The sequence below is a fragment of the Streptomyces sp. NPDC057702 genome (assembly GCF_042799315.1).
Classification (GTDB): domain Bacteria; phylum Actinomycetota; class Actinomycetes; order Streptomycetales; family Streptomycetaceae; genus Streptomyces.
On record NZ_JBHVJC010000015.1, the window covers coordinates 128,420 to 152,001 of the forward strand.

18 protein-coding genes are annotated in these 23,582 nt (G+C 73.2%); 5 read left to right on the forward strand and 13 right to left on the reverse strand.

The annotated features are described in order from the left end of the window. Window positions 1-213: 213 nt before the first annotated feature. Window positions 214-1,623 (forward strand): type I glutamate--ammonia ligase, encoded by a 1,410-nt coding sequence (gene glnA / locus ACFVFR_RS14015; RefSeq protein ID WP_383700920.1) that lies wholly within the window; start codon window positions 214-216, stop codon window positions 1,621-1,623. Window positions 1,624-1,888: 265 nt separating this feature from the next. Here glnA and ACFVFR_RS14020 read toward each other — a convergent pair whose 3' ends face one another. Together ACFVFR_RS14020 and ACFVFR_RS14025 are read right to left on the reverse strand one after the other, a co-directional pair. Then, window positions 1,889-2,575, reverse strand: coding sequence for a class I SAM-dependent methyltransferase (locus ACFVFR_RS14020; protein WP_383700922.1), 687 nt, complete (start codon window positions 2,573-2,575; stop codon window positions 1,889-1,891). A gap of 78 nt (window positions 2,576-2,653) precedes the next feature. Next, entirely contained in the window at window positions 2,654-3,154 is a 501-nt protein-coding gene (locus ACFVFR_RS14025; protein ID WP_383700924.1) for a hypothetical protein, read from the reverse strand. 293 nt (window positions 3,155-3,447) lie between these two features. Between ACFVFR_RS14025 and ACFVFR_RS14030 the strand changes: the two genes are divergently transcribed. Genes ACFVFR_RS14030 through ACFVFR_RS14040 form a run of 3 tightly spaced genes read left to right on the forward strand, consistent with a single transcriptional unit; the run spans window position 3,448 to window position 5,098 of the window. Beyond that, window positions 3,448-3,720 carry a hypothetical protein gene (locus ACFVFR_RS14030; RefSeq protein ID WP_383700926.1) on the forward strand — a complete coding sequence of 91 codons (273 nt, stop codon included), beginning with the start codon at window positions 3,448-3,450 and terminating at the stop codon, window positions 3,718-3,720. Next, window positions 3,680-4,216: a DUF6879 family protein gene (locus tag ACFVFR_RS14035; RefSeq protein WP_383700928.1), complete on the forward strand. Its 537-nt coding sequence runs from the start codon at window positions 3,680-3,682 to the stop codon at window positions 4,214-4,216. Before ACFVFR_RS14030 ends, ACFVFR_RS14035 begins: the two co-directional genes overlap by 41 nt. Before the next feature lie 27 nt (window positions 4,217-4,243). Beyond that, on the forward strand, window positions 4,244-5,098 hold the full coding sequence (locus ACFVFR_RS14040; protein ID WP_383700930.1) for a helix-turn-helix domain-containing protein: 855 nt from the start codon (window positions 4,244-4,246) through the stop codon (window positions 5,096-5,098). Between the two features lie 537 nt (window positions 5,099-5,635). Here ACFVFR_RS14040 and ACFVFR_RS14045 read toward each other — a convergent pair. The 5 genes from ACFVFR_RS14045 to ACFVFR_RS14065 all read right to left on the reverse strand — a co-directional run bounded on the left by ACFVFR_RS14045 (window position 5,636) and on the right by ACFVFR_RS14065 (window position 13,404). Continuing rightward, window positions 5,636-6,655, reverse strand: a complete 1,020-nt coding sequence (locus tag ACFVFR_RS14045) for a DUF5954 family protein (protein WP_383700932.1) — start codon at window positions 6,653-6,655, stop codon at window positions 5,636-5,638. 271 nt (window positions 6,656-6,926) lie between these two features. Continuing rightward, on the reverse strand, window positions 6,927-9,134 hold the full coding sequence (locus ACFVFR_RS14050; RefSeq protein ID WP_383700934.1) for a glycosyltransferase: 2,208 nt from the start codon (window positions 9,132-9,134) through the stop codon (window positions 6,927-6,929). A gap of 446 nt (window positions 9,135-9,580) precedes the next feature. Then, complete coding sequence (locus ACFVFR_RS14055; protein WP_383700936.1) at window positions 9,581-11,461, reverse strand: choline/carnitine O-acyltransferase; 1,881 nt, start codon at window positions 11,459-11,461, stop codon at window positions 9,581-9,583. Between the two features lie 483 nt (window positions 11,462-11,944). Next, window positions 11,945-12,808, reverse strand: a complete 864-nt coding sequence (locus tag ACFVFR_RS14060; RefSeq protein WP_383700938.1) for an arpA protein — start codon at window positions 12,806-12,808, stop codon at window positions 11,945-11,947. 311 nt (window positions 12,809-13,119) lie between these two features. Then, window positions 13,120-13,404: a hypothetical protein gene (locus ACFVFR_RS14065; RefSeq protein WP_383700940.1), complete on the reverse strand. Its 285-nt coding sequence runs from the start codon at window positions 13,402-13,404 to the stop codon at window positions 13,120-13,122. 132 nt (window positions 13,405-13,536) lie between these two features. Between ACFVFR_RS14065 and ACFVFR_RS14070 the strand changes: the two genes are divergently transcribed. After that, window positions 13,537-13,905, forward strand: a complete 369-nt coding sequence (locus ACFVFR_RS14070) for an arsenate reductase family protein (RefSeq protein ID WP_383700942.1) — start codon at window positions 13,537-13,539, stop codon at window positions 13,903-13,905. Between the two features lie 218 nt (window positions 13,906-14,123). On the opposite strand, the gene ACFVFR_RS14075 is transcribed toward ACFVFR_RS14070, so the two are convergent. The 6 genes from ACFVFR_RS14075 to ACFVFR_RS14100 form a co-directional block, all read right to left on the reverse strand. Beyond that, window positions 14,124-14,726 (reverse strand): DJ-1/PfpI family protein, encoded by a 603-nt coding sequence (locus tag ACFVFR_RS14075; RefSeq protein WP_383700945.1) that lies wholly within the window; start codon window positions 14,724-14,726, stop codon window positions 14,124-14,126. Window positions 14,727-15,261: 535 nt separating this feature from the next. Then, on the reverse strand, window positions 15,262-16,170 hold the full coding sequence (locus ACFVFR_RS14080; protein ID WP_383700948.1) for an ABC transporter ATP-binding protein: 909 nt from the start codon (window positions 16,168-16,170) through the stop codon (window positions 15,262-15,264). A 148-nt stretch (window positions 16,171-16,318) separates the two neighbouring features. After that, on the reverse strand, window positions 16,319-17,284 hold the full coding sequence (locus tag ACFVFR_RS14085; protein WP_383701067.1) for a FecCD family ABC transporter permease: 966 nt from the start codon (window positions 17,282-17,284) through the stop codon (window positions 16,319-16,321). A gap of 254 nt (window positions 17,285-17,538) precedes the next feature. Beyond that, window positions 17,539-18,591, reverse strand: a complete 1,053-nt coding sequence (locus tag ACFVFR_RS14090) for an ABC transporter substrate-binding protein (protein ID WP_383700951.1) — start codon at window positions 18,589-18,591, stop codon at window positions 17,539-17,541. Window positions 18,592-18,663: 72 nt separating this feature from the next. After that, window positions 18,664-23,337: an amino acid adenylation domain-containing protein gene (locus tag ACFVFR_RS14095; RefSeq protein WP_383700954.1), complete on the reverse strand. Its 4,674-nt coding sequence runs from the start codon at window positions 23,335-23,337 to the stop codon at window positions 18,664-18,666. After that, a complete protein-coding gene (locus ACFVFR_RS14100) occupies window positions 23,324-23,581 on the reverse strand; it encodes a phosphopantetheine-binding protein (protein WP_383700957.1) in 258 nt (85 codons plus the stop codon). Before ACFVFR_RS14100 ends, ACFVFR_RS14095 begins: the two co-directional genes overlap by 14 nt. Between the last annotated feature and the right edge of the window lies 1 nt (window position 23,582).

A 23,582-nucleotide genomic window follows, 5' to 3' on the forward strand; every position in this document is an offset into this window, starting at 1 on the left:
CGGGCGGGAAGGGGGACCTGAGGCGACGCGGCGGGCCGCCGCGAGCTAACGTGAAGGGCGTATTCCGGTCACGCGCGCCGGTTAACCTCAGCGAAACAAATGGGTCATGCTCGGGAAATCCCGGCTACCTATGGTCGGGCCCGGCGCACCACCGCACAGGTCAGCGCTATCGAAGCAACCCCGACCGCTCCCGGCCGGGCTAGGAGGAGTGGGATGTTCCAGAACGGCGACGACGCCAAGAAGTTCATCGCGGATGAGGACGTCAAGTTCGTGGACGTCCGCTTCTGCGACCTGCCTGGCGTGATGCAGCACTTCACGATCCCGGCGACGGCGTTCGACCCCTCCGAAGAGCTCGCCTTCGACGGTTCCTCGATCCGTGGCTTCCAGGCGATCCACGAGTCGGACATGGCGCTGCGCGCGGACCTGAGCACCGCGCGTCTCGACCCGTTCCGTCGGGACAAGACGCTCAACATCAACTTCTTCATCCACGACCCGATCACGGGCGAGCAGTACAGCCGCGACCCGCGCAACATCGCCCGGAAGGCCGAGGCGTACCTGGCCTCCACCGGCATCGCGGACACCGCGTTCTTCGGCCCCGAGGCCGAGTTCTACGTCTTTGACAACGTGCGCTTCAACACCGCCGCGAACGAGTCCTTCTACCACATCGACTCCGAGGCCGGCGCCTGGAACACCGGTGCGGTGGAGAACAACCGTGGCTACAAGGTGCGCTACAAGGGCGGCTACTTCCCCGCCCCGCCGGTGGACCACTTCGCCGACCTGCGCGCCGAGATCTCGCTGGAGCTGGAGAAGTCCGGCCTGCAGGTCGAGCGCCAGCACCACGAGGTGGGCACCGCCGGCCAGGCCGAGATCAACTACAAGTTCAACACGCTGCTGGCCGCGGCCGACGACCTGATGCTCTTCAAGTACATCGTGAAGAACGTCGCCTGGCGCAACGGCAAGACCGCGACCTTCATGCCCAAGCCGATCTTCGGCGACAACGGCTCCGGCATGCACGTCCACCAGTCCCTGTGGACCGGTGGCGAGCCCCTCTTCTACGACGAGCAGGGCTACGCGGGCCTCTCGGACACCGCCCGCTACTACATCGGCGGCATCCTCAAGCACGCCCCGTCGCTGCTGGCCTTCACCAACCCGACGGTCAACTCCTACCACCGCCTGGTCCCCGGCTTCGAAGCCCCGGTCAACCTGGTCTACTCCCAGCGCAACCGCTCCGCGGCCATGCGCATCCCGATCACGGGCTCCAACCCGAAGGCCAAGCGCGTCGAGTTCCGCGCCCCGGACCCGTCGTCCAACCCGTACCTGGCCTTCGCCGCGCTGCTCCTCGCGGGCCTGGACGGCGTGAAGAACAAGATCGAGCCGGCCGAGCCGATCGACAAGGACCTCTACGAGCTCGCCCCCGACGAGCACGCGAGCGTCCCCCAGGTCCCCACCTCGCTGCCGGCCGTCCTGGAAGCCCTCGAGGCCGACAACGAGTACCTCCAGCAGGGCGGCGTCTTCACCTCTGACCTGATCGAGACCTGGATCGACTACAAGCGCACCGAGGAAATCGCCCCCATCCAGCTCCGCCCCCACCCGCACGAGTTCGAGCTCTACTTCGACCTGTAAAGATCAAATAGCGTCTGAGCTGGACGGACCCTCTACGGACTCTTCGACAGTCCGTAGAGGGTCCGCGATGTTTTCGCTTGAGGCATCCATGGAGCGCTCGACGGCTGTCCCGGTAGACGGGTCCGGGTGGGGCCACCGGTGACCACACGTGTCCAGTCTCGTGGTCGCCTTACCGTGCCGCAGTCGCCGCTGAACCACCTTTCGGCCCCCGACGCTACGACCATGCCCCGGTCGGGTGTCCGGCCGGGGCTCTGGCGGGGCTCGGTCAGCCCTTGGCCGGGACGGTGAACTCGTGCACCGGGGCCTGCGCGCTCACGATGAGCGTCCCGATGTGGCCGACCGTGGGTGCCTCGACGACGGTGGCCTCGGCCGTCGCGAATCCGGCACGCAGAAGGAACCGCTCCCAGACCGCGGGCTTGTAGCTGTACCGGTAGGTGAACTGCGCCTTCCCGGCGAACCCGCCCTTGTACATGCCTTGCGGGCCGTAGGCGCCGGGGATGGCCGGAGGCTGTGAGAACACGAACCGGCCGCCGGGGCACAGGCGGTCGAGGACGAGCGGGAACAGGCGGGTCGGGTCGGCGAACCAGGCCGCGCCGAACATCGAGAAGACCGCGTCGTAGGTCTGGATGTCGTCGGCCAGTACGTCGAGGACTTCCCCGCACACGAACTCGGCGCCGGTCGACTCCCACTTCTCGTGGGCCCTCTCGACCATGACGGGGGACAGGTCGACGCCACGGGCCCTCACCCCCCGCTCGGCCAGGTAGGCGCTGGCGCGGCCGGTCCCGCACCCGATCTCCAGGGCGGAGTCGGGGGATTTGAGCAGCTCGCGGCCGGGGCCGTGGCCGGCGTACTGCGTCCAACAGAACGTCGGCTCCATGTCGTCCTCGAACGCGCTGCGGGCGTAGGCGTTCCACAGGTCGGTCTCGGCGGCGATGTCGTGGGGTACCGGCATGACGGAGGTCCTTCGGGTCGATGTGCGGAGGCCCCGCCCCCACGGTGCTGGATGGGGGCGGGGCGAGCGTAGCGGCGGTCAGTGGCTGTCGGGGACCTTGTCGTCGCACGGCGAGCACTCGGCGCCGTCGATGGCCCACAGCTCGGTGTCGATGGCCCAGCCCTGCGACCTGAGGAAGTCGCCGGTACGCAGACACAGGCCGTCGCTACGACGCGCGACGAACGGGGCGTGGTGCTTGAACGCGCCGCCGTTGTAGAGGCGGCAGATGCCCCACCAGACGGGCGTGTCGAGGATGAGCTGGTGGACCCCGATGTCCACCAGCTTGCCCACGCCCAGGTGGACGTCGGGGTTCTCGATGGAGCCCATGACGTACATGACGGCGTTGCCCAGGATCCGCTCGGCCATGTCGCGGACCATGATGTGGTCGCGGAGCAGCAGCGCGATCTCCCGGTCCCACAGCGTCATACCGCTGTCGAACACGTTGGTGGTCAGCTCGGTGATGTGTGGGGCGACCTCGTTCAGGATCCACTCGGGATCGCGGCTGATCGTGGTGGCGGGTTGCTCGAGTGCAAGTGTCACTGATCCTCCAGTGGGTGAGTGCCTGTCGCGCCTGGAGCTGGGCGAGGAGCTCGCCCCCGGAGGGCGAGAGGGCTCCTCCGTCTGTGAGGGCGGCGGCCCCGATGGCTGGAGACGGTGGTCGCTGCCGCTGAAGAGGAGGCCAGGGCCGCGATGTGCGCCACATCCATCCTTGTGCACCGATGTGCATGAATCGCGTCAGCCTGCACCTGTGGCCTGCACACGACCTTGACTCGCACAGCCAACGGGCAGACGATCGTGCACATCTGAGCACCGCTCACGAGACGAGGGCAGTCATGGCCTTGGAGTTCGTCGGCATCGACCCCAACACGGGGCAGTCCGGATCTCCCACGGCGTGGGTGGACACGGAGACGGCCGACATCGTCCTGCAGAGCTACACCGCCGATGAGGCGACGCGCGCCCAGTGCGTCGAGGGCACCGCACCCGGGCACGCGAAAGGGATCCCCGCCCACGAGACGGTGATCCGCGTACCGGTCCACCTCATCCACCTGCTGAGGGAGGCATGCGATGCCGCCGAACGGCGCGCTGAACTTCAACGACCTGCTTGAGGCCACCACACAGTCGGCTGTTCATCTGGAGATGCGCGACGACTACGGGGTCGGCGATGAGGCGGACGACTTCGAGCACTGGCTGCGCACGGGCGAGCGGGACGCCGACCCGGCGTCCGCGTACTGGGCTCCGTGGGTCGACCTGATCTCCCGCGCGACCGCGCGCGGCGTGCGGGTGCGGCGGGCCCGGATCGTCGCGGAACCGGTCACGGCCTACATCCGGTACGAGCACGCCGGTACGGACGTCAACGTGACCGCGGGCGAGGACGTACGCTGGCTGCCGCGCCGCCAGGCCGTCGACCTGCTCGTACCCGGCTGCGACCTGTGGATCTTCGACAGGCAGCGGGTCCTGTTCAACCACTTCACCGGTGCCGGCGACTGGGCCGAGCCCGGCCTGGAGCTCCGCGAGGAACCCGACCTCGTGAAGCGGTGCGTCGACGCGTACGAAGCCATATGGGACCGGGCCACCCCGCACGCCCAGTACACGATCCGCTGAAGCACGACCCCGGATAGGCCAGCCCCTGTGACCATCTCCCCGTCATCATCCGCACAGGCAGCACGCGAAGCCCTGGCCGGCCGCCTGCGCGCCCTACGGAAGACATCGGGGCTGACGGTCGTGGAGCTGGCCGGCCGGTGCGGATGGCACCACGCGAAGGTGTCTCGCATAGAGAACGCCAGGACGCCGCCCTCGCCGACCGACATCCGCCTGTGGTGCACCCACTGCGAGGCCGTCGACCAGGCCGCGGACCTGATCGCGTCGTCCCTCAACGCCGAGTCCCTGTACCGGGAATGGCGCCAGCGCACCCGGCAGGGTCTGCGCCAACTACAGGACAGCTACCTCGACCTGTTCCGCGCCACCCGCCTGTTCCGCGTGTACTCGCCGACGCTCGTGCCCGGCCTGCTGCAGACCGAGGGCTACGCGCGGGCCCTGCTCGGCGCGAACGCGGAGCTGTTGGAGGTGCCCAATGACGCGGATGCCGCCGCGGCGGCCCGCGTCGAGCGGTCCCGGATCATCCACCGGGCCGGGCACCGGTTCCTGCTCGTCATGGAGGAAGGCGCCCTGCGCTACCAGCTCGGCGACCATACGGCGATGGCCGCTCAACTCGGCTACCTGCTGACGGTCGGCGCCATACCCGCGGTGTCACTCGGCATCATCCCCTCCGATACCCCCGACCGGATCCTGTGGCCGCAGGAACTCTTCCACGTGTACGACGACACGCTGGTCTCCGTCGAGCTGCTGTCCGCGCAGGTGAACGTGGCTCAGCCGGCGGAGATCGCCCTGTACGTGAAGGCGTTCGAGCAGCTGCGCAGCATGGCCGTGTACGGGGCCGACGCCCGAGCGCTCATCACCCGCGCCATCGACGCACTCGACCGCTAGCCCTTGGACCTGCTCACCGGGTGGAGCCCGATGAGGTCCAGCGTTCGTTCCAGGGTCCGCCACGAGGTCCCGTCGCCCACGTCCCTCATCGGCTGGCCCCGGCAGGGGCTCCCCGTCGGGGCCATCACCCGAGGTAGGGCATCAGCTGACGGCTCTTCCATCGCCGCACGTACCGCGTTCCACGACCGCCGATCAGAGCCCGACCGACCCGCCGCCGTTCGCGGCCCAGGGCCGCCACCTCCGCGAGGGGGTGGCCGCCCTGGGTGTTCCCGTCACTGGCGTTCCTGTCGCTGACGTTCGGCGGGGCGGGCAGCGTGGCGGACAGTGAGGCGAGGCGGGTTCAGGGCCGCCGCCCCGGCCTGGCTGTCGCCGTGCGTCGCGGGGCGTCGGGGGCGTTCCCGGAAGAGGGGTGGGGGTCGCCGCCCGGGTCGCGGTGGTGGGCCTGTTCCCCGTGCGGTGGGCGCTTCTGGCCAGGGGCGCGTGTGCGCTGGCGCGGCGAGGGGGTGGGGTGGGCAGGCAGACGGGGATGAGGGTGCGTCAGTCGTCGTAGTGCAGTTCGCCGTCCTCGTCCATGGTCGGGTGGAGCTTCATGGGGCCGTAGTCGTCGACGTCGGAGCGGCGGGGCGGCTCCGGGCCGTCCGGGCCGCAGCGCACGAGGCGTTCGATGCGGCAGATGCGGAAGAGGCGATCACCCACGGGCGCTTCGTTCGCCTGGCCGGCGGCCCTGAACTTCCTGGCCGCCGCGGCGTACTCGGCCCTCTCGCGCTTGTCGAACCGGTACATCGCGGGCCAGGTCTCGGCCATCGCGCCGTACAGGAGGTCCCGCGCGTCGTGCGGCGTGGGCATCATGGCGCCGTGCGGGCGCCACCCCAACCCGTACCGTTCCGCCACCCGAAACCCGACGGGGAGCAGGGCGATGTCCGGGTAGGCGGCGGCTGCCCGCTTCGAGTCGGCGCGCACGTCGGGCGGATAGTGGGAGCCGGTGTAGCTGAAGTCGCGCAGCCCCAGTTTGGTGGCGCCGGCGATCAGGCCGTCGTTCTCGCCCGGGTCGATGACGTACCCCACGTCCGGGAAGGACATCCGCTGGGCGCGCCCGCCCCAGGACCTGTCGGACGGCTCCTTGTCGGTGGGGCGGGGCGGCTCCAACCCGTCCTCGCCGCTGCGCGCGAACTCGTCCCCCCGCACCACCCGGTAGCGCAGCCCGAGAGCCTCCATCTCGTTGACCGGCTTGCGCTCCAACACGGCTACGGCGGCCAGCAGTTCACGTCGCACCACGGGGTCGCTGGTCTCGTCCTTGGCTTTGAACCACAGATGAGAGTTCAACCCGTCGCGGGCTTGTTGGGGCATGTCGTCCACGACCGGCCGCAGCAGCCGCCATCGCGGCCCCGCCGCCGGGTCCTGCACGGCGACACCGAACACGGGCCCCCGCAGCGCCGTGTACGGGTACCGCCGCGAGGCGCTCACCGCGTCGGCCTCCGTCACCCAGGCGACCGGGTCGTCCCGGCGGACCAGGTCGGCGTGCAGGGCATCGAGACGTTGCTTCCAGTCATCAATCATGCGCACATTGTTACGCCTCCGACCCGACGCTCCACGCGAAACCGCCCAACTGCCGGAGCGTCACCGGGACTTACGGCAGGATCGGTCGGTTCACGTCCTCGCCGGGCCGGGACGCTCGGCGATGGCGGCGCGGGGCCGTCGTCCGTCGGTGCGCGCGGGTCGCCCCGGAGGCCGAGCCCGAGGCCGGCCCGCCCGGAACGTGGGTGAGCCGGCCTCGCCGTCAGCGTCAGCCACTCCCCCGGGCCGAGGGGGGGCACCCGACCCCGCCCCCCTACTCCTCCTCCGTCGCCTCGTCGCGGGCGCTGAGGGCCAGGTTGTTGGTGGCGGTGAAGAAGGGCTTGGTGCGGGTGGCGCCTCGGGTGGGGTGGTCGTGGTGGGCGGGGGGTGCGTAGTCGGTCTTCTTGCGGTCGACGATGTCGCCGGTGACGCGGCCCAGTGGGATGGGGGCCTGGTCGGGGGTGCGCACGGTGAGGTCCCACAGGTCGTGTTCGACGGTGCGGCGGCTGAGGGCCTCGGCGTAGGGGAGGGTGAAGGTGAGGTTGCCCTCGCCCAGGTCCGTGACGGGGACGTCGAAGTCGTGGGCGGAGTCCTCGCGGGACGCGGCATGGGCCGTGGCGCCGGTCAGGGACAGGCCGGTGGGGGCGAGCACGCGGGCGGTGACGGTGGCCCCGTCGGGATCGACGGTGACGCGGGTGACCTCGGCGTGGGCCGGGCGCTGCCAGCTCCGCAGGGCCAGGAAGCCGTCGGTGGTGGCGTAGGGGATCCAGGGGGCCAGGCCGGCGGCGTCGCGGGCGGGGGGCTCGCCGATCAGGCGGGCCGTCTCGGCCAGGGCGGCGGTCAGGCGGGTGCGGGTGTGGGTGCCGCGCGGAGCGACGTAGCAGTCCCAGCGGCCTTCGGCCAGGGTGTGTTCGCCGTGGCCCAGCACGATGCCGGCCTCGCCCGTCTCGGGGACGGGGACGCGGATCTCGCGGCGCTGCGGGTCGCGGCGCAGGCGGGCGACGAAGTCCAGCGGGCCCGGCGGGGTGTCGGTCAGCCGGATCGCGACGTCGCCGCTGGCGGCGGACCGGGCGTGGGCCACGGGCTTGACCGCCTCGGCCGCCGGGTCCGCCCCCGGCGCGTCGGTGGTCGCGGCGGCCGGCGCCGTCGCCTCCTCGCCGCGTAGCGCGGCCCGCATGCGCCGCAGCAGGCCGCCGCGCGCGGCCTTGCGCTCGGGCTCCGCCGCGCGCGCGGCCTCGGGGGTCGGTCGCGCGTCCGGGCTCGGCGCCGTGGCCCGGCGCGCGGTGTCGCGGCCGGGCGCGGGGGCACGGCCGGTGCCGAGGGTGGTGAACAGCTCCTCGTAGCGGCGTCCGATGACCTCGGGGGCGAAGGTGGCGGCCTTCGCGAGGGCGCCCTCGCCCAGCTTGCGGCGCAGCGCGTCGTCGGACATCAGGCCGCGCAGGGCCTCGGCGTAGGCGCGGACGTCCGTGCCGGCGGGTGAGCCGGCCGGGGCGAGGGGGACGAGCAGGCCGTCCTGGCCGTCGCTGATGATCTCGGCGGGGCCGTGCGGGCAGTCGGTGGCGACGACCGGGACGCCGCAGTGCATGGCCTCCACGATGGTCATGCCGAAGGACTCCATGTCCGAGGAGACCGCCGCCAGCGCGCCCTTGGCCCATTCGGTCTCGATGGGCGAGACGGCGCCCATCAGGAACACCCGGTCGTACAGGCCGAGTTGGTCGATGAGCCGGCGCAGCTTGGCCTTCTCGGGGCCACGCCCGTACACCCGTAGCGTCCAGTCGGGGAACTCGTCGGCGACGGCGGCGAACGCGTTGACCAGCCGGTCGTAGCGCTTGACGGCGACCAGTCGGCCGGCCGAGACGATGACGCGCGAGCTCAGGGTCGCGGGTTCGACCCGGGCCGCGGGGACGCCGTTGGGGACGGCCAGGATGGTGGTGGTGACGTCGGGGAGGGCCGCGCGGTACTGGGCGGCGTCGGCCTCGGAGACGGTGACGAAGGCGTCGAGGTGGCCGAGGGCCTCGTTCTGGTCGGTGCGCAGCTGGTCGCTGTGCGCGTCGAGCGAGAGGTGCTCCTGGCCGATGCGTACCTGGTGGGGCTGGCCGTAGCGGGCGAGGTAGCCGTTGAGGATGGGCCGGGTGGCGATGATCACGTCGGCGTCGGTGCGGGCGAGGAAGCCGGCGATGCGCTCGTCGTGCAGGGCGGTGTAGCGCAGCCGGCCGAAGTCGACGCCCTTGTCGGGGAACATCGTGTTGGGCCGCTGGGTGAGCTCGTGGTCGCCCTCGTAGCCGGCGGTGTCCTCACGCATGTCGATCAGCGAGCTGAGCCGCACCCCGGGGCCGTAGCTGAGCTGCGGCTCGTCGGCGACCCGGTGCACGCTGACGACCTCGACGTCGTGCTGGGCCGCGAGGGCGGTCGACAGGTTCACCGTCGAGCGGATGGTCCCCCCGATGCCGTACGCGTTGTGGATCAGGAAAACGATCTTCACTGTGGTGCCCCCACCGCTGCTGAGGTCACGGCCCACCCGTGGGGTCGTGGACTGATGAACCCCTGACCCCGTCCGGCCAGGGAGGGCCCCTCGTCGGAGGGTTCAAAACCGCTGGAGTTCGAAACCGCTGAAGGGCACGAGCATGATCGAATACGTGGCGCTCCGGGAGCAAAATTAACCCACAGCTCGTGTGTCCGTCATCTCGCGGCCGAATCGCCGCTCCCCACCGTGGCACGCTCCGGGGTGGGCGTGGCACGCGGGGGTGGAGGGGCCGGGGCCGCGCGGGCGCCGACGTCGGCCGACCTCCGCGCGCCCACGGCCGTTGCCGCACGGGCCCCGGCGCGCCCGGCCGGCCCGCCGGCCGACCCGGCGCTACCCACCCGCGAGGGGCCGGCCGGGGGTCACCCGGATGGCAGGTGGCGGGCCCGCGCGCCGAGGTGACCCGCTCATCGGGTCCCCGCCGGCTCGGCCAGCAGCTCCCGCATCTCCGCCACCGCCCGCCGCAGCTCGTCGGCGAAGGCGTGCATCTGGTCGGCGACCGGGCGCGGGGTGCTCAGGTAGACGTGGAAGCGGTCGGGCAGCAGGACGTAGGCGACGCCGACGCAGCGACTGCTGGTGGAGCCGAAACCGAAGTACTGGATGTGCCGCGAGGGCGCGGAACTGGTGCTCAGGTAGTCGTCGCGCATGATCCGCCAGCCGGGGCTGCGGTAGAGGGCCGGCTGTTCGGGGACGCCCAGGTCCGGGCCACGGCGGCGCTGGATCAGCTCCAGCTCCCACAGGTGCTGCTCGGGCGCCCGGCCCACCTGGCACTCCCGCGCCCGCGCCACGTGCGCCTCGGCGGCCGAGCGCAGCGCGGCGCGCCGGGTCGGCGCGTCGCCGGCCGGGTCCGTCATGGCCGCGACGAACTCCAGCGTCCGCGGGGTCACCACGCGCATCGCCTCGGTGCGCCCGCGCCGGTACTGCCGGGTGGCGATCGACTCGTACGTGGTGCCCAGTCGTCCCTTGGCGCGCTGGTGGGCGAGCTGGTACGCGAGTTGTACGAAGGCGTCCGGCGAGACGCGTAGGGCCTTGGCGTCCCGGGCGCCGAAGTCGTCGAAGGAGACGGCGCGGGTGGCGGTGTGCGCGCCGTAGGCGGCGAAGGAGTCGGCGGCCGAGCGGATCTGGGCCCGCTGCGCCGCGTCCAGCGTGAAGTGGATCGGGTGGGGCGTGGGCGCGCCCTGGGTGCGGGCGCCGGAGCGGCGGGCGTGTTCGGCGGGCGGGGTGCCAAGGACGGCGTCCACGAAGCTGAGGACGGTCGTGCCGTCCAGTTCGCAGTGCTCGATGTTGACTCCCGCACGGCCGTCGGCGAAGACGACGAAGGACAGCGCCTTGTCGAACCAGCGGTTGCCCCGGTCGCCGTGGAGCAGTTCGTCACAGGCCCGCTGGACGTCGGCGGGGGCGAAGTCCTCCAGGCACAGGCAGAACAGCGCGGCCTCGATCTCCTCCAGGGCCCGCGCGTTGTCCGGGTGGGCGAGCAGGGTGGTGCGCGCCGTCGCCCACTCGGCGCGGGCCAGGGTGGTCAGGTGGCCCACCGACGTCCCGGGCGCGGCCGGCTCGGCGCCGGCCGCCAGTACCGCGCGCAGCGCCTCGGCCAGGTCCGCCAGGCTGTGTGGTGTCCCGTCCGGGCCGAGCACGTCGAGCCGGAACGCGGTGCCATGGGAGAAGACCACGATGTGCCGGGCCCGGCACGGACCGGGCCGCTCGGCGGTGTACGGGGCGCGGACGGTGTCCTGTTCGAGGCCGGGAATCCGGGTGGTGCCGAAGAGGTATCTGTGCTGCTCCATCGTCTGCGGCTGGCCGCGCTGGAGGAGCGGCGGCACGCGCTCCCGGTCGAGCTCGGCCTTGTAGCGCAGGGCCCCGGCGACGAGCCCGGCGGCCCGCTCCACCTGCGGTCGCGCGGTGTCCTGGAAGGCGACGTCCTGGAAGAGGAAGAAGAAGTTGGCGTTGAGCGCGATGCGGTCGCGGCGGCCCAGGTAGCGGTACGGCCAGAAGGTGTCGAGCCAGCTGTGGACGCCCTCGGACGCGTCGTACTCCGCGAGCGCCGCCTGGAGGGTCCGCCCCACGCCGCCCTCGGCGGCGAACGCCGCCACCTCCGCCTCGGTGGCCTCCCGTTCGCGCGCGCTCAGCAGGGGCGCGCACCAGTCGAGGAAGCGCTGGCAGCTCTCGTCCAGTGTGGGCAGCGGGACGCGCGGGAGGGTGTCCTCGTACGCGAAGGTGGACGCGGTGGCCGGGTCGGGCGCGGACGGCCGGCCGTCGGCGGTGGGGTCCGGTTCCTGGCTGGTGTGCATGGGCTGCTTCCTTCAGACGCGGTGGTCGCACGGCGGGCGCCGTGGTCGGTACGAGCGGCGACCGGGGCACTGGCTCGGCGGCCCGTACGGAGTACAACGACCGGCACGGTCGCGGCGGGTCGGACGGGAGGGGCGACGGGGCGGGGAGAGCGGGGGCGAGGCGGTTCTGGCGGTCGTCGGGGTGGTGTGCGGACGGGACGCGGGGTGGCGGACGTACGGAGACGGACGGCCGTACGGGACGGGCGTACGGCGAGACGGTGGGGCATCGCAGCGCGGGGCGTGCTCAACTGGCTTGCCTCACAGGTGTGGTGAGGCTAGAGGTGGCCGCCGGTGGTCGGCACACCGGGGGCCCGTCGTCCGCGCGTGGGGGGCGAGGCCGCGTCCTACGCGGACGGGGTGGGCCTCGTGTCGCGTCGCGGAGCCGGCCACGGGCGGGTCGGCCCGTGGCACGGTGGGGGCGGGGCGGCGCGGGCGGCGGGGCCGTCAGTCGAGGAGTTCGTCGTCGCGGGTGGCCTCGGCCGCGTGGTGGACCGGCAGGACGCGGCCGAAGAGCTGGCGGGTGCGGGCCACGCTGCCGACGACGCCGGGGCGTCGGCCGTAGGCGAAGATCGCGGAGTGCCGGGCGCGGGCGCCGCGTACCGGGCTCACCCGGTGCAGCGCGTACCGGCCGGCGAAGAGCTGGAGGTCTCCAGGCCCCAGCGGCAGACGTCGCACGAGCCGTTCGCCCCGGCCGGCGAGCACGTCCCGGACGGCGTCGAGGTTCTCCGCGCGCGCCGACCTGATGTGCGGGCAGTACTCGAAGAGGCCGCCCTCGTGGGGCTCCTGGGTCAGCATGCTCACGGTGAACTCGTTGGTGTCGAAGTGCCACGGGTGGCCCCGGCCCGGCTCCACGACGTTGAGCACCAGTCCGGCGAGCGGATCGGCGAGTTCGTGCAGCGCGGGCAGCCCGAAGCAGCGGGCGAGCAGGCGTTGGAACGCCCGGTGCGTGTAGAGCTGGCTGATCAGGCTGTCGTCGGGGATGTGGTCCCGGGCGACGAAGGCGTTGCCGCGCTCGAAGAGCGTCCGGCCGGGGTGGTCGGCGGGCAGGTCGGCCGTGACGGGGATGTTGTAGACGTTGACCGTCTCCACGTCGGTGTGGGCCCGGGGCGCGAGCCCCGCGCACTCCCGGCGTAACTCCGCGCGCGCCCCCGGGCGGACGAAGTCGCGCAACACGGTGCAGCCGTGCGCGGCCAGCTCACGCCGGGCGCGGTCCACGACGGCGCGGGCGGCGGGGGCCGCGAGGTCCGACAGGGGGTACCGGGTCGTGTTGACCACCTGGTCGAGCGACGTCGCTCGCGCAGTGCCCATGGGGGGTCCTCTCCACGTACGGGTCGGCCGGTGCGGGCCGGCGCGACGCCCGGCGCCGCGCGCCCGCCCCGGACGCCCACCCTGGCACGCCCGCCCGGCTCGCGGCGCTCGTTCCGTCGCTTCGGCCCCGGCAACTCCACTGGCGGGTAACGGAGTTGCGTGCGACCGTGCCGGCGTCTTGTCTGTGACACGTCACACGCCCCCGGCGCCCCGGGGTCCGGCGACTCGGCCCGGGCGCCTCGGCCCCGACGCCGACGGCCCACCACCCCGCGGCTGGGCGCGCGGGGCGGTGGGCCGCTGACGGCGGTGGGTCAGTCGTCGAAGTGGATGAGGGAGCGCACCATGTGGCAGGTCGTGTCCGACGGCGGGTGCACGCCGATCCGGGCCGCGATGGTGCGTATCTTGCGGTTGGACGCCTGCTCCGGGCGGTACACCCCGGCGTGCAGCAGGGCGATGGCCAGGCGCATGGCCTTCAGGCGGCGGTGGTGCGACTCGTACCACTCGCGCGGGTGCCCGGCGGGCACGCGCTTCTTCGGCAGCGTGGGAAAGCTCGGCAGGTCCGGCAGGTACGGAAGAGGTGTTGCGGCAACGGCCATCAGCGTCCTCCAGATGCGGTCGTTCGCCCTCTCTCTTACTCCCTTATTTTACGTCAGGGCACTGACAATCGCCCCAGGCCAGACGGGGTCGGGGCGGGTTGGTGGAGGCGTGGGGGCGGTACCGTTGCCGGCATGGAGATCTGGATCAATCCGGCCTGTTCCAAGTGCCGTGGCGCGCTGACGCTGCTGGACGCGGAGGGCGCCGAGTACACCGTTCGCCGCTACCTCGACGACGTACCGAGCCAGGACGAGATCCGGGCCGTGCTCGACCGCCTCGGCCTGGAGCCGTGGGACATCACGCGCACCCAGGAGGCCGTGGCCAGGGAGTTGGGCGTGCGCGACTGGCCGCGCGACGCCGCCGGGCGCGAGCGGTGGATCGCGGCGCTCGCCGAACACCCCAGGCTGATCCAGCGGCCGATCATCACGGCGGACGACGGCACGGCCGTGGTGGCCCGCTCGGACGAGGCGGTACGCGAGGCCCTGGCGCGCTCGCGCGACTGAACTCGCCGCACACACAAGCGACTTGTCTGCCCCGCCGCCCCGCCGGCCGACCCGCGCCCCGGCCGGCCCACGCACCCGGGGTGGGCGCGGCGCGCGGGATGTGGTCGCGGCGCGCGGGACCGTGCCCCCGGCCGGGGCGTGCCCGGCCGGGGGCGTGGCGTAGCGCCGTGCTGGTGTGGGGGGTGGGGCGGCGGACGGGCTGGCGTGGCGCCGGAGGGTCAGGCGGCGTACTGGATGCCCTGGCGCACCGTCTCGGCGGCCTCGGGGCTGTCCAGTCGGCTGACCAGGTGCAACGCCATGTCGATGCCGGCCGAGACGCCGGCGCTGGTGACGACGGTGCCGTTGTCGACGAACCGCTCCTCGACGCGGACGTCCACCGAGGAGTCGAGTTCGGCGAAGAAGTCGCCGTAGCGCCAGTGCGTGGTGGCGGGCTGGCCGGCCAGCAGACCGGCGGCGGCGAACACCAGCGAGCCGGTGCACACGCTCGCCATCAGGGTGCCGTCGCCGTGCAGCGCGCGCAGCCACTTCAGGTGGTCCGCGTCCTCCTGGAGGACGTTGGTGCCGTCACCGCCGGGGTGCACCAGTAAGTCCAGTCGCGGGGCGTCCCGCACGTCGTAGTCCATGGTCAGACCCAGGCCCTTGGAGCAGCGGACCACGCCGCGCTCGCGGCCGATCGCGTAGACCCGGACGGGGAAGGCGGCGACGTGGTGGGCCCAGTAGCCGAGGACCTCCCAGGGGCCGACGGCGTCGAGTTCCTCGACTTCCTCGAAGAACAGCACTCCGACGTTCACGGGCGCGACGGTGTTCGTGACGGTGTTCATGGAAGGAGACCAGCTTTCGTGATGGGGGGACGGTAGGTGGTGCGCGTGGTGCGGTGGTGCGGTCACGCGATGGGTGCGGTGGTACGGGTGCTGTGCGGTGGGGCGTACGGGCACAGCGGGGCACGGGCCGGCGGTGCCGCGCGGTGGGGCAGTGGAACATGACCGGGCGGCGGACGCTGGTGTGCCGGTGGTACGACGTGGCCGGCCGTGGGCCGCGCGTGGGGACACGCGGGCGGGCGGGCACGGGGGCGCGGTTCCTCGCGGATGCGCGGCGGAGGCGGACGCGCGGCGCGGCGGATTCCGACCGAACCGGGACATGCGCTCCCGCCGAACTTACGGACGTGCGGGTCGTGCGGCCTCGCGATGGTGCGGCCTTGCCGTGGTGCGCTCGTACGGCCGTGCGGTGGTGCGACGGTGCCGTGGTGCGGTGGTGCGGCTCTTCGGTTGGTGCGGTGGTGCGGCTCCGGGGTGGTGCGGTGGTGCGCGGCGTGGGGCCGGGTGGACGCGGTCGGGCGGCCCGATGGCGCGGGGTGGGTCAGCCCGGGACCGGGGCCTGGGTCTGGCTCTGGTGGTCGGCCGGCGCCAGGGACGGTGAGGTCTCCGGCGTGACCGGCTGTGGCGCCGTGCGCTCCCCCGCCGCCGCCACGGACTCGGCCACCGGCGGGTGGCCAGTGGCCAGCGGGTCGGCGCCGTAGGTGATGCGGATGACGCCGTCGGCGTGCCGTTCCGCGACGGCCCGCACGCCGAACACCTCGCGGAGCACGTCGCTGGTGAGGACTTCGAGCACCCGGCCGGCCGCCGCGACCACGCCGTCGTTCAGGACCACCAGGTGGTCGCAGAGCCGGGCGGCGAGGTCGAGATCGTGCAGGACGGCCAGGGTGGTGGTGCCGGTGCCCCGGATCAGGTCCAGGAGTTCGAACCGGGCCCGGATGTCGAGGTGGTTGGTCAGTTCGTCGAGCACGAGCAGCTTCGGCTGTTGGGCCAACGCCCTGGCCAGCAGCACACGTTGACGTTCGCCGCCGGACAGGGAACTGAAGTCCCGCTCGGCCAGCGGACGGGCGCCACAGGCGTCCATGGCCTCCTCCACCGCCCGGCGGTCCTCGGTGCCGTCGCGGCCGAGCAGCCCGTGGTGGGGGGTGCGGCCCAGCGCGACGATCTCCTGGACGCACAGGCCCGCCGCGTTGCTGTTGCCGTCCTGGAGGACGGCGGCGGTACGTCGGGCGGCGGTGCGGGCGGGCAGCTTCCACACGTCGTCGCCGGCCACCCGCACCACGCCCCGCGCCGGGCGCAGCGAGCGGTAGACGGCGCGCAGCAACGTGGACTTGCCGCTGCCGTTGGGGCCGATGAGGCCCACGATGTCGCCCTGCTCGGCGTCGAGACTGACGTCGCGCAGGATGGGTTGGTTGTCGAGGGTGACGTGGAGCCCGTCCACGGTGAGCTTCATGGCCTCACGCTCCTCATACGGTGTCCAAGCTGGTGGCTCCCGTTCGCCGAGGCCCGTACGGCTCCCCGCTCGGGGGCCGCCGGCCGGGCCGGGGTCGGGGGCGCGCATGCCCGGGGCAGGCAGGCGGCCCTGGATCGCATCACGCGACTCACGAGGCATCCAACGTCTTGTTACGACGCAGCAGCCACAGGAAGAAGGGTGCCCCGAAAAGGGCGGTAAGGATCCCCAGCGGCAACTCATTTGGCCGGTTAACAGTGCGCGACAACAGATCGACCACCACGAGATAGATGGCCCCGACCACCGCCGCCAGCGGCAGCAGCCTGCGGTGATCCGCGCCGACCGCCAGCCGGACCAGGTGGGGAATCATCAGGCCAACGAAACCGATGCCGCCGGCCACGGCGATCACGGTGCCGGTAAGCAACGAGGACAGCACGAGCAGCACGGCCCGCAGCCGGTGGACGTCCACTCCGAGCGCGGTGGCCGACTCGTCACCGGCCAGCAGCGCGTTGAGCTGGCGACCGAAGAGCGAGAGGAACACCGTGCTGGTCAGCACGACGGTGCTGACCAGGCTCAGCTGACCCCACTGGGCGCCCGCGACGCTGCCCAGCATCCAGAACATGACCGAGCGCAACTCGGTGGGCGTGGCCTGGAGCTGGAGGTAGCTGGTGCCGGCGAGAAAGAGGTAGCCCACGGCCACACCGGAGAGCACCAGGCGGGTGGGGGCGAGGCGGCCCCCGGTCTGGCCGAGGACGAAGACCAGCGCGACGGCGAGCATGGCGCCGGCGAAGGCGGCGGCCGAGACGCCGAGCCCGCCCAGCGCGCCACCGGCCATGGTGATGACCATGACGGCGCCCAGCGAGGCGCCGGAGGAGACGCCGAGGACGTACGGGTCGGCCAGCGGGTTGGCGACCACCGCCTGGAGGACCACGCCGGAGACCGCGAGTCCGGTGCCGACCAGGGCGGCCAGGACCACGCGGGGGGTGCGGAAGTTCCAGACGATCTGGTCGGTCGCGGGGTCGGCGGCCTGGCCGGCGCCGGTGAGGTGGTGCCAGACGATCTGCCAGACGTCGGCGACCGGGATGGTGACCGAGCCGATGCTGATGGCCACCATCATCGTGGCGGCCAGCACCACGAGCAGGCCGAACAACAACGGCCCGGTGGGCACCTTGAGGATGCGCGGGCCGCGCACCGGGCGGGGCGCGCTCGGGGCGGGGCGGGTGGCGCGCGTGCGGGTCGCGGTGGCGCCGCGGGCGGCGAAGGGCCGGGGCAGCGCGCCGGCCAGCGACCGCGCGGCGCGGCCCGGGTCGGCGACGGCGGCCCGGGGGCGGGGTATCCGGGGCGGGCGGGGACCTTCGGCGGCCTGCGCGCTCACCGCTCCCCCAGCTCCTTCGGATGCAGCATGGCCCCGATCTTCGCCACCGCCACGTCGTTGCTGGGCCCCAGGTAGGCGGAGTCGGAGAGGGTGACGTAGCGGTTGTTCCGGGCGGCGGGCCACTGCGGGAAGTCCTTCAGCAGCTTGCGCGCGAAGGCCGCGGGGTTCTTGTCCTGGTAGCCGATGACCACCAGCGCGTCCACCGGTTCGGCCGCGACCTTCTCCTTGCTGAGGTCGGCGAAGGTGTTCTTGGTGACGTTGGCGAAGGCGTTGGTGCCGCCGGCCTTGGCGAGGATGTCGTTCCAGATGCCGTTGGCGGCCACGGAGCTGAAGTCGTTGGCGCCCATCGACATGTTGGAGAAGACCACCATCACCCGGGGGCGCCCCCCGTCCTGGGTCCCGATCTTGTCGGTGACCTCGGCGATGCGGCGCCTGGAGTCGGCGATCAGCTTCTCCGCGCGGGACGGGACCTGGAAGATCCTGCCCAGGTCGCGCAGCAGTTGGTAGCTGTCGTCGATGGTCATCTTGGAGGTGTCCTCGTCGCAGCCCTGCGGCGAGACGTAGCTGTTCGCCGCGACCGAGGACAGGTCGTCGCGGGTGGCGAAGCCGTTGCCCGAGGAGAAGCCGTACGCGGTGGTGGAGATCACCAGGTCGGGGCGGAGCCCGAGCATGGCCTCGCGCGGGATGTCGAACGCGTCGTTGGGCTTGACGCCCCCGTCGGGCAGCTTCTCGATGGCCTGGGCGCGGCCCGGGACCTCGGAGGCTCCGTACGACTGCTGGTTGGCCACGATCCGGTCGCCGAGTCCGAGCGCGAGGAGCGTGGAGACCTCGGCGACGGAGGCGCCGTTCATGACGACGACGCGGCTGGGCGCCTTCTCGTACGTCGTCTCGCGTCCGCAGTTCTCCAGCGTGACGGGATAGCCGGCGCCGGCGCGTTCGCCCTGGGCGGCGTTCTCGGTCGTGGTGGACGTCGAACTCTGGCCGCAGGCCGCCGTGACCAGGCAGAGCGCTCCGGCCAGCACCGCCATGGCGGGCCGTTTCCTATGCATGCGGGCTCCTCGGGGGTGGTCGGACTCCGCCTCAGTAGTCGTGGCGGAGTCCGACCCAGTTCCCGAGACGCGCTATCCCGCCGTGACGGGTTCCGGCCGGTCACCTCCCGTGGGGCGGGGCAGCGTGCCCGTCTTGACGCAGTGGTCCAGGTAGCGGAAGACCAGGGAGCGGTCCGTGGTCGGGCAGCTGATGTCGGTTCCGGCCAGGCCGCGCAGGACGTGGTCGGCGCGGATGTCGCCGAGCCGCAGCTCCGGTTCGGCCGCCGCCTTGGGCCCGGCGTCGCCGGCCGCGCCCGCCCCGTCGCCGCCCGCGCCGGCCACCGGGTCGCCGGGGCCGTCGAAGGTGTCGAAGAAGGCGAGCGTGGTGGTGGCCACGTCGGCGGCGCGCGGCAGTTCGGCGCGCCACTGGGCCAGCGGCATCCGGCGCACTCGGTAGCCGTACGCGGCCACCCACGTGTACAGGTCGTCCAGTCGCAGCTGCGGCGCCGGCGCGTGGTTGAACACGACGTCGGCGTCGGGCCCGGGGCGCAGGGACAGGTGGACCACGGCGCGGGCGACGTAGTCCACCGGGGTCCACACCTCGGCCTCGAAGAGGTCGGGCACGATGCCGGCGGGGATGCCCGCGCGCAGCACGCTCCAGACGAAGTCGCGCTCGTTGACGAAGCCGGTGTCGGGGGCTCCGACGACGCGGCCCAGCCGGTGCAGGGTGACCGGAAGGCCACGCTCCGCCGCCTGCTCCAGGAGTCGCTCGGAGGCCCACTTGCTCTGCTGGTAGCCGTAGATGAGACCGGCGTGCGGCGGCAGGAACGCCTCGGGCACCTCGGGGCTCTGGCTGTGGGGCGGGGCCGTGGACAGCGTGGAGACCAGGTGGAAGGGGACGCTCCGGGGAGCCGCCAGGCGCAGCAGCTCACGGGTGGACTCCGTGTTGGCCGCGCGCAGGCTGGTGTACTCGCGCATGATGCTGACCGTCGCGGCGTTGTGGAAGATCGCGTCGCAGCTGGCGGCGAGTTCGGCCAGCCGCGCCGGGGTGAGCCCCAGGTGCGGTCGGCCGAGGTCGGCGGGTTCGGCGACGATGCGCCGGGCCGCCTCGCCGACGGCCAACTGCTGCTCGTCCAGCGCCTGCCGCAGCCGGGCGGTGGCCTGCTCCCGGTCGCTGGCCCGCACCAGGCACACGACCTCGGCGTCCGTGCTGGTCAGCAGCTCGGCCAGCAGGTGGGCGCCGACGAAGCCGGTGGCGCCGGTGAGCAGCACCTGGCGCGGCGGGGCGGCGCGGTCCACCGGCGTGGCCCCGGCGGCGCCGGCGCCCGGCGCGATCTCCGCCTCCAGGACGGCGTCGCGCGCCACCGCGAGGACGGCGGCGGGGAGCCCGGCCTCCCCGGCCGTGCCCGCCCCCGACTCGGCGGCGGCCGGGGCGCCGGTCGCCGGGGCGGAGCCCTCGGCCTGCCGGGCCAGGTGCGCGGCGAGGTCGGCGGCCGTCGGGTACTGGAAGAGCCAGGCCACCTTGACCTCGCGGGCCAGTTCCACGCCGAGCCGGTTGGCGACCTGGATGGCCTGGAGCGACTGGGCGCCGAGGTCGAAGAAGTCGTCTCCCGGGGCGATGTGGTCGGCGCCCAGGACCTGGGCCCACACACCGGCGATGGCCGCTTCCAGTGGGTCGCCCGCCTCGGGCGTGGCGTCGGCCGTGGCCCGCTGGTCGGCGGGGGTGGCGGCCACAGCGGTGTCCAGGGCGGCCAGCGCCTTGCGGTCGATCTTGCCGGAGCCGGTCAGCGGCAGCCGCTCGTGGAAGGTGAGCGCGGAGGGGATCATCGCGGCGGGCAGCACGGCCCGCAGCGCCTCGCGTACCGCCGTGGGCTGCGGCGCGGGGCCGTCGGCGACCAGGTGGGCCACCAGGCGGCGGGTGCCGTCGGGCAGGATCTGTCCGATCACGGCGGCTTCGCGCAGGCCGGACTGGCGCAGCAGGGCCGCCTCCACCTCGGTGGGGTGCACCCGGTGTCCGCTGATCTTGAACTCGCCGTCGACCCGGCCGACGAAGCGCAGCAGCCCGTCGTCGGCGAGCCGCACCAGGTCGCCGGTGCGGTAGGCGCGGGGCGCGTGTGGCAGGGCGGTCAGTGGCGCGAACCGTTCGGCGTCGGCGGTGCGCGCGCCCCGGTAGCCACGGGCCAGCGCGTCGCCGAGCAGGTGGAGTTCGCCGACCACGCCGGGCTCGCCGGACGCCGACTCCGACCCCTCGACGGGGACCAGCACGGCCCGGGTGCCGGGCAGCGGTCGGCCGATGGGCACGTCGCCGGCGGCCAGTTCGGGGGCGTGCAGGTCGGCGACGGTGGCCACGACGGTCGCCTCGGTCGGCCCGTAGGTGTTGAACAGGCGCACCGAGTCACCCACCGCGCGCCGCCAGCCGTCCACGCGCTCGGGCACGGCGGCCTCGCCGCCGATGATGACGGCGCGCACCGAGGCGGGCAGCGTGGCCGCGCCGGTGGCCAGCGCGTACGCGACCTCGTGCCAGTACGCGGTGGGCAGGTCCAGGACGCTGATCCGCAGCCGCTCGCAGGCGCCGGCGAGGGTGGCGACGGACTCGGTCACCTCGTCGGTGCGCACCACCAGCGTCGCCCCGGCGCACAGCGTCAGGAAGATCTCCTCGACGCTGGCGTCGAAGTGCAGCGGCGCGAACTGCATGACCCGGTCCCGGGAGTCCAGTGCGTAGCGCTGGGTGGCGCCGGCGACGAAGTGGGCCAGCGCGCCGTGGCCGATCTCCACGCCCTTGGGCGCGCCGGTGGAGCCGGAGGTGTAGATGACGTACGCCAGGTCGTCCGGGGCGCCGACGGTCGGCGGGGCGGGCTCGGCGGGGGGCGTCGGTCGCGCGGTGGCCTCGGCGTCCAGGAGCAGGACGGGCACGGCCGGCGCGTCGTCCGCCAGTGTCACGGCGGGCCCGGTGGCCTGGTCCGCGCTCGCGCCGCCGCCCGGCAGTTTGGCCAGGTGGTCGGTGGTGGTCAGCACGGCGGCGGTGTCGGCGGCGGCCAGCAGCGCGGTGGTACGGGAGGCGGGGGCGCCGAGGTCGAGCGGGCAGTAGGCGGCGCCGGCGTAGAGCGTGCCCAGGATGGCGGTGATCGCCTCGATGCCCCGGGGCAGGGCGATGGCCACCAGCGCGCCCCGACCGAGGCCGCGCGCGGTCAGGCGCTCGGCCAGGTCGCGGGCGGCGGCGTGGAGTTCGACGTAGCTCAGCCGCTGGTCGCCGTGTTCGACGGCGGTGGCCTGGCCGTGGGTGGTGGCCCGCTCGGTGATCTGGTCGAGTACGGGGCGGGCGGGCGCGCGCAGCGGCTCGCCGTCCACGATCGGCCAGGGCGCGGTGGGCGCGGCCTCGCTGGTGGCGGCCGGCGCGGGGCGGGCGGCGGGGGCTGTGCCGAGCTCGGACAGCGGGCGGTGCGGCTCGGCGAGCGCCGCGCGCAGCAGGGCGAGCAGCCCGCGCTGGTGCCCGGCCAGCGCGCTGGTGTCGTACAGGTCGGGGTTGGCGTCGAAGGCGAAGCGCAGCCCGGCGCCCTCGGCCCGGTCGTAGACGTTGACCGACAGATCGTCGACGGGGCCGGCGGACACGTTGTGCACGGTGCTGGCGTGGCCCGCGAAGCGCAGGTCGTACTCGAAGGGCATGATGTTCACGCCCGGACCCGACAGACGGCGCTTGCCGCCGACGAGCTTGAGGTCGCGCCGCAGGTGCTCGTAGCGGTAGCGCTGGTGGGGCAGGCCGGCGCGCAGTTCGGCGGCCACCCGGGGGGCCAGGTCGGCCAGGCTGTCGGTGTCGCCGGAGGCCACCCGCAGCGGCAGCACGTTGCGCACCATGCACGGCACGCGCAGCGAGACCGAGCCCAGGCGTCCCATGACGGGCACGCTCAGGACGGCCTCGGCGGCGCCGCTGACCTGCTGGATGTAACGCGAGGTGATCGCGAGCAGCACGTCCGACCAGGTGACGGACAGTTCGTCGGCCCGCGCGCGCAGGGCGGTGACCTCGGCCGGGGCCAGGTCGGTGACCTGGCGCAGGAAGGTCCGGGCGGGCAGCGCGGAGTCATGGGTGAGGGTGGGCACGGCGGGCCGGTCGGCGTAGCGCCCGGCCCAGTACGCGCCGTCCTTGTCCCGCCGGGGTGAGCTCTGGTAGGCGCTCTCCTCGTCGCGGACGGACTGGAGGGTGCCGAAGCCGCTGGGGCCGGTGGGCTCACCGGCGACCAGCGCGGTGTAGACCTCGGCGACGCGGCGGGCGACGAGGGAGAGCCCGAAGCCGTCGAGCGCGATGTGGTGGACGCGGTGGTACCACCAGAACTCGTCGGGCGCGACCTGGAACAGGGCGTGTCCGAAGACCGGTTCGCGCTCCAGGTCGACGGGGCGGGCCATGTCGCGGGCCATCCACGCCAGCGCGGCGGCGCGCGGCGCGGCCTCCGGGGTCAGGTCGGCCACGTGCGGCTGCCAGTCGGTGACGGGCGCGGTGACCTGCCAGAGCTGGCCGTCCTCGACGGTGAAGCGGACGCCCAGCGCCTCGGTCTCGGCGACGACCTGGCGCAGCGCGGCCACGAACGCCCCGGTGTCCACGGGCCCGGCGATGCACACGTACTCGGCCGTGTTGTACGCCGGGCTCTCCCGGTCGAGTTGCTGGCCGGTCCAGATGCCCTCCTGCGCGGCGAGCAGCGGATGGCGCTGGCCGGCGGCCGGCGCGCCGGGGTGGGCGGGGGCCGTCGTGCTCGGCGTACCGTCAGGCCTGGGCATGCTGGGCTCCCGCCTGGCGTTCGGAGATCAGGTCCCACCACTGCGCGAACGAGGTGCGCTCGGCGAGCTCCACGAAGCTCACCTCGGCGCCGGCCTGGCGCCAGCGCTCGGCCAGGGTGACGATGCGCAGCGAGTCCAGGCCCGCGTACAGGGGGTTCTCGCTGAGGTCTACTTCATCCGGCTGCTGGTGCAGCACCTCCGCGAGGTCGGCGCGGAAGGTCGCCAGCGTCAAGGGCTCAGACATG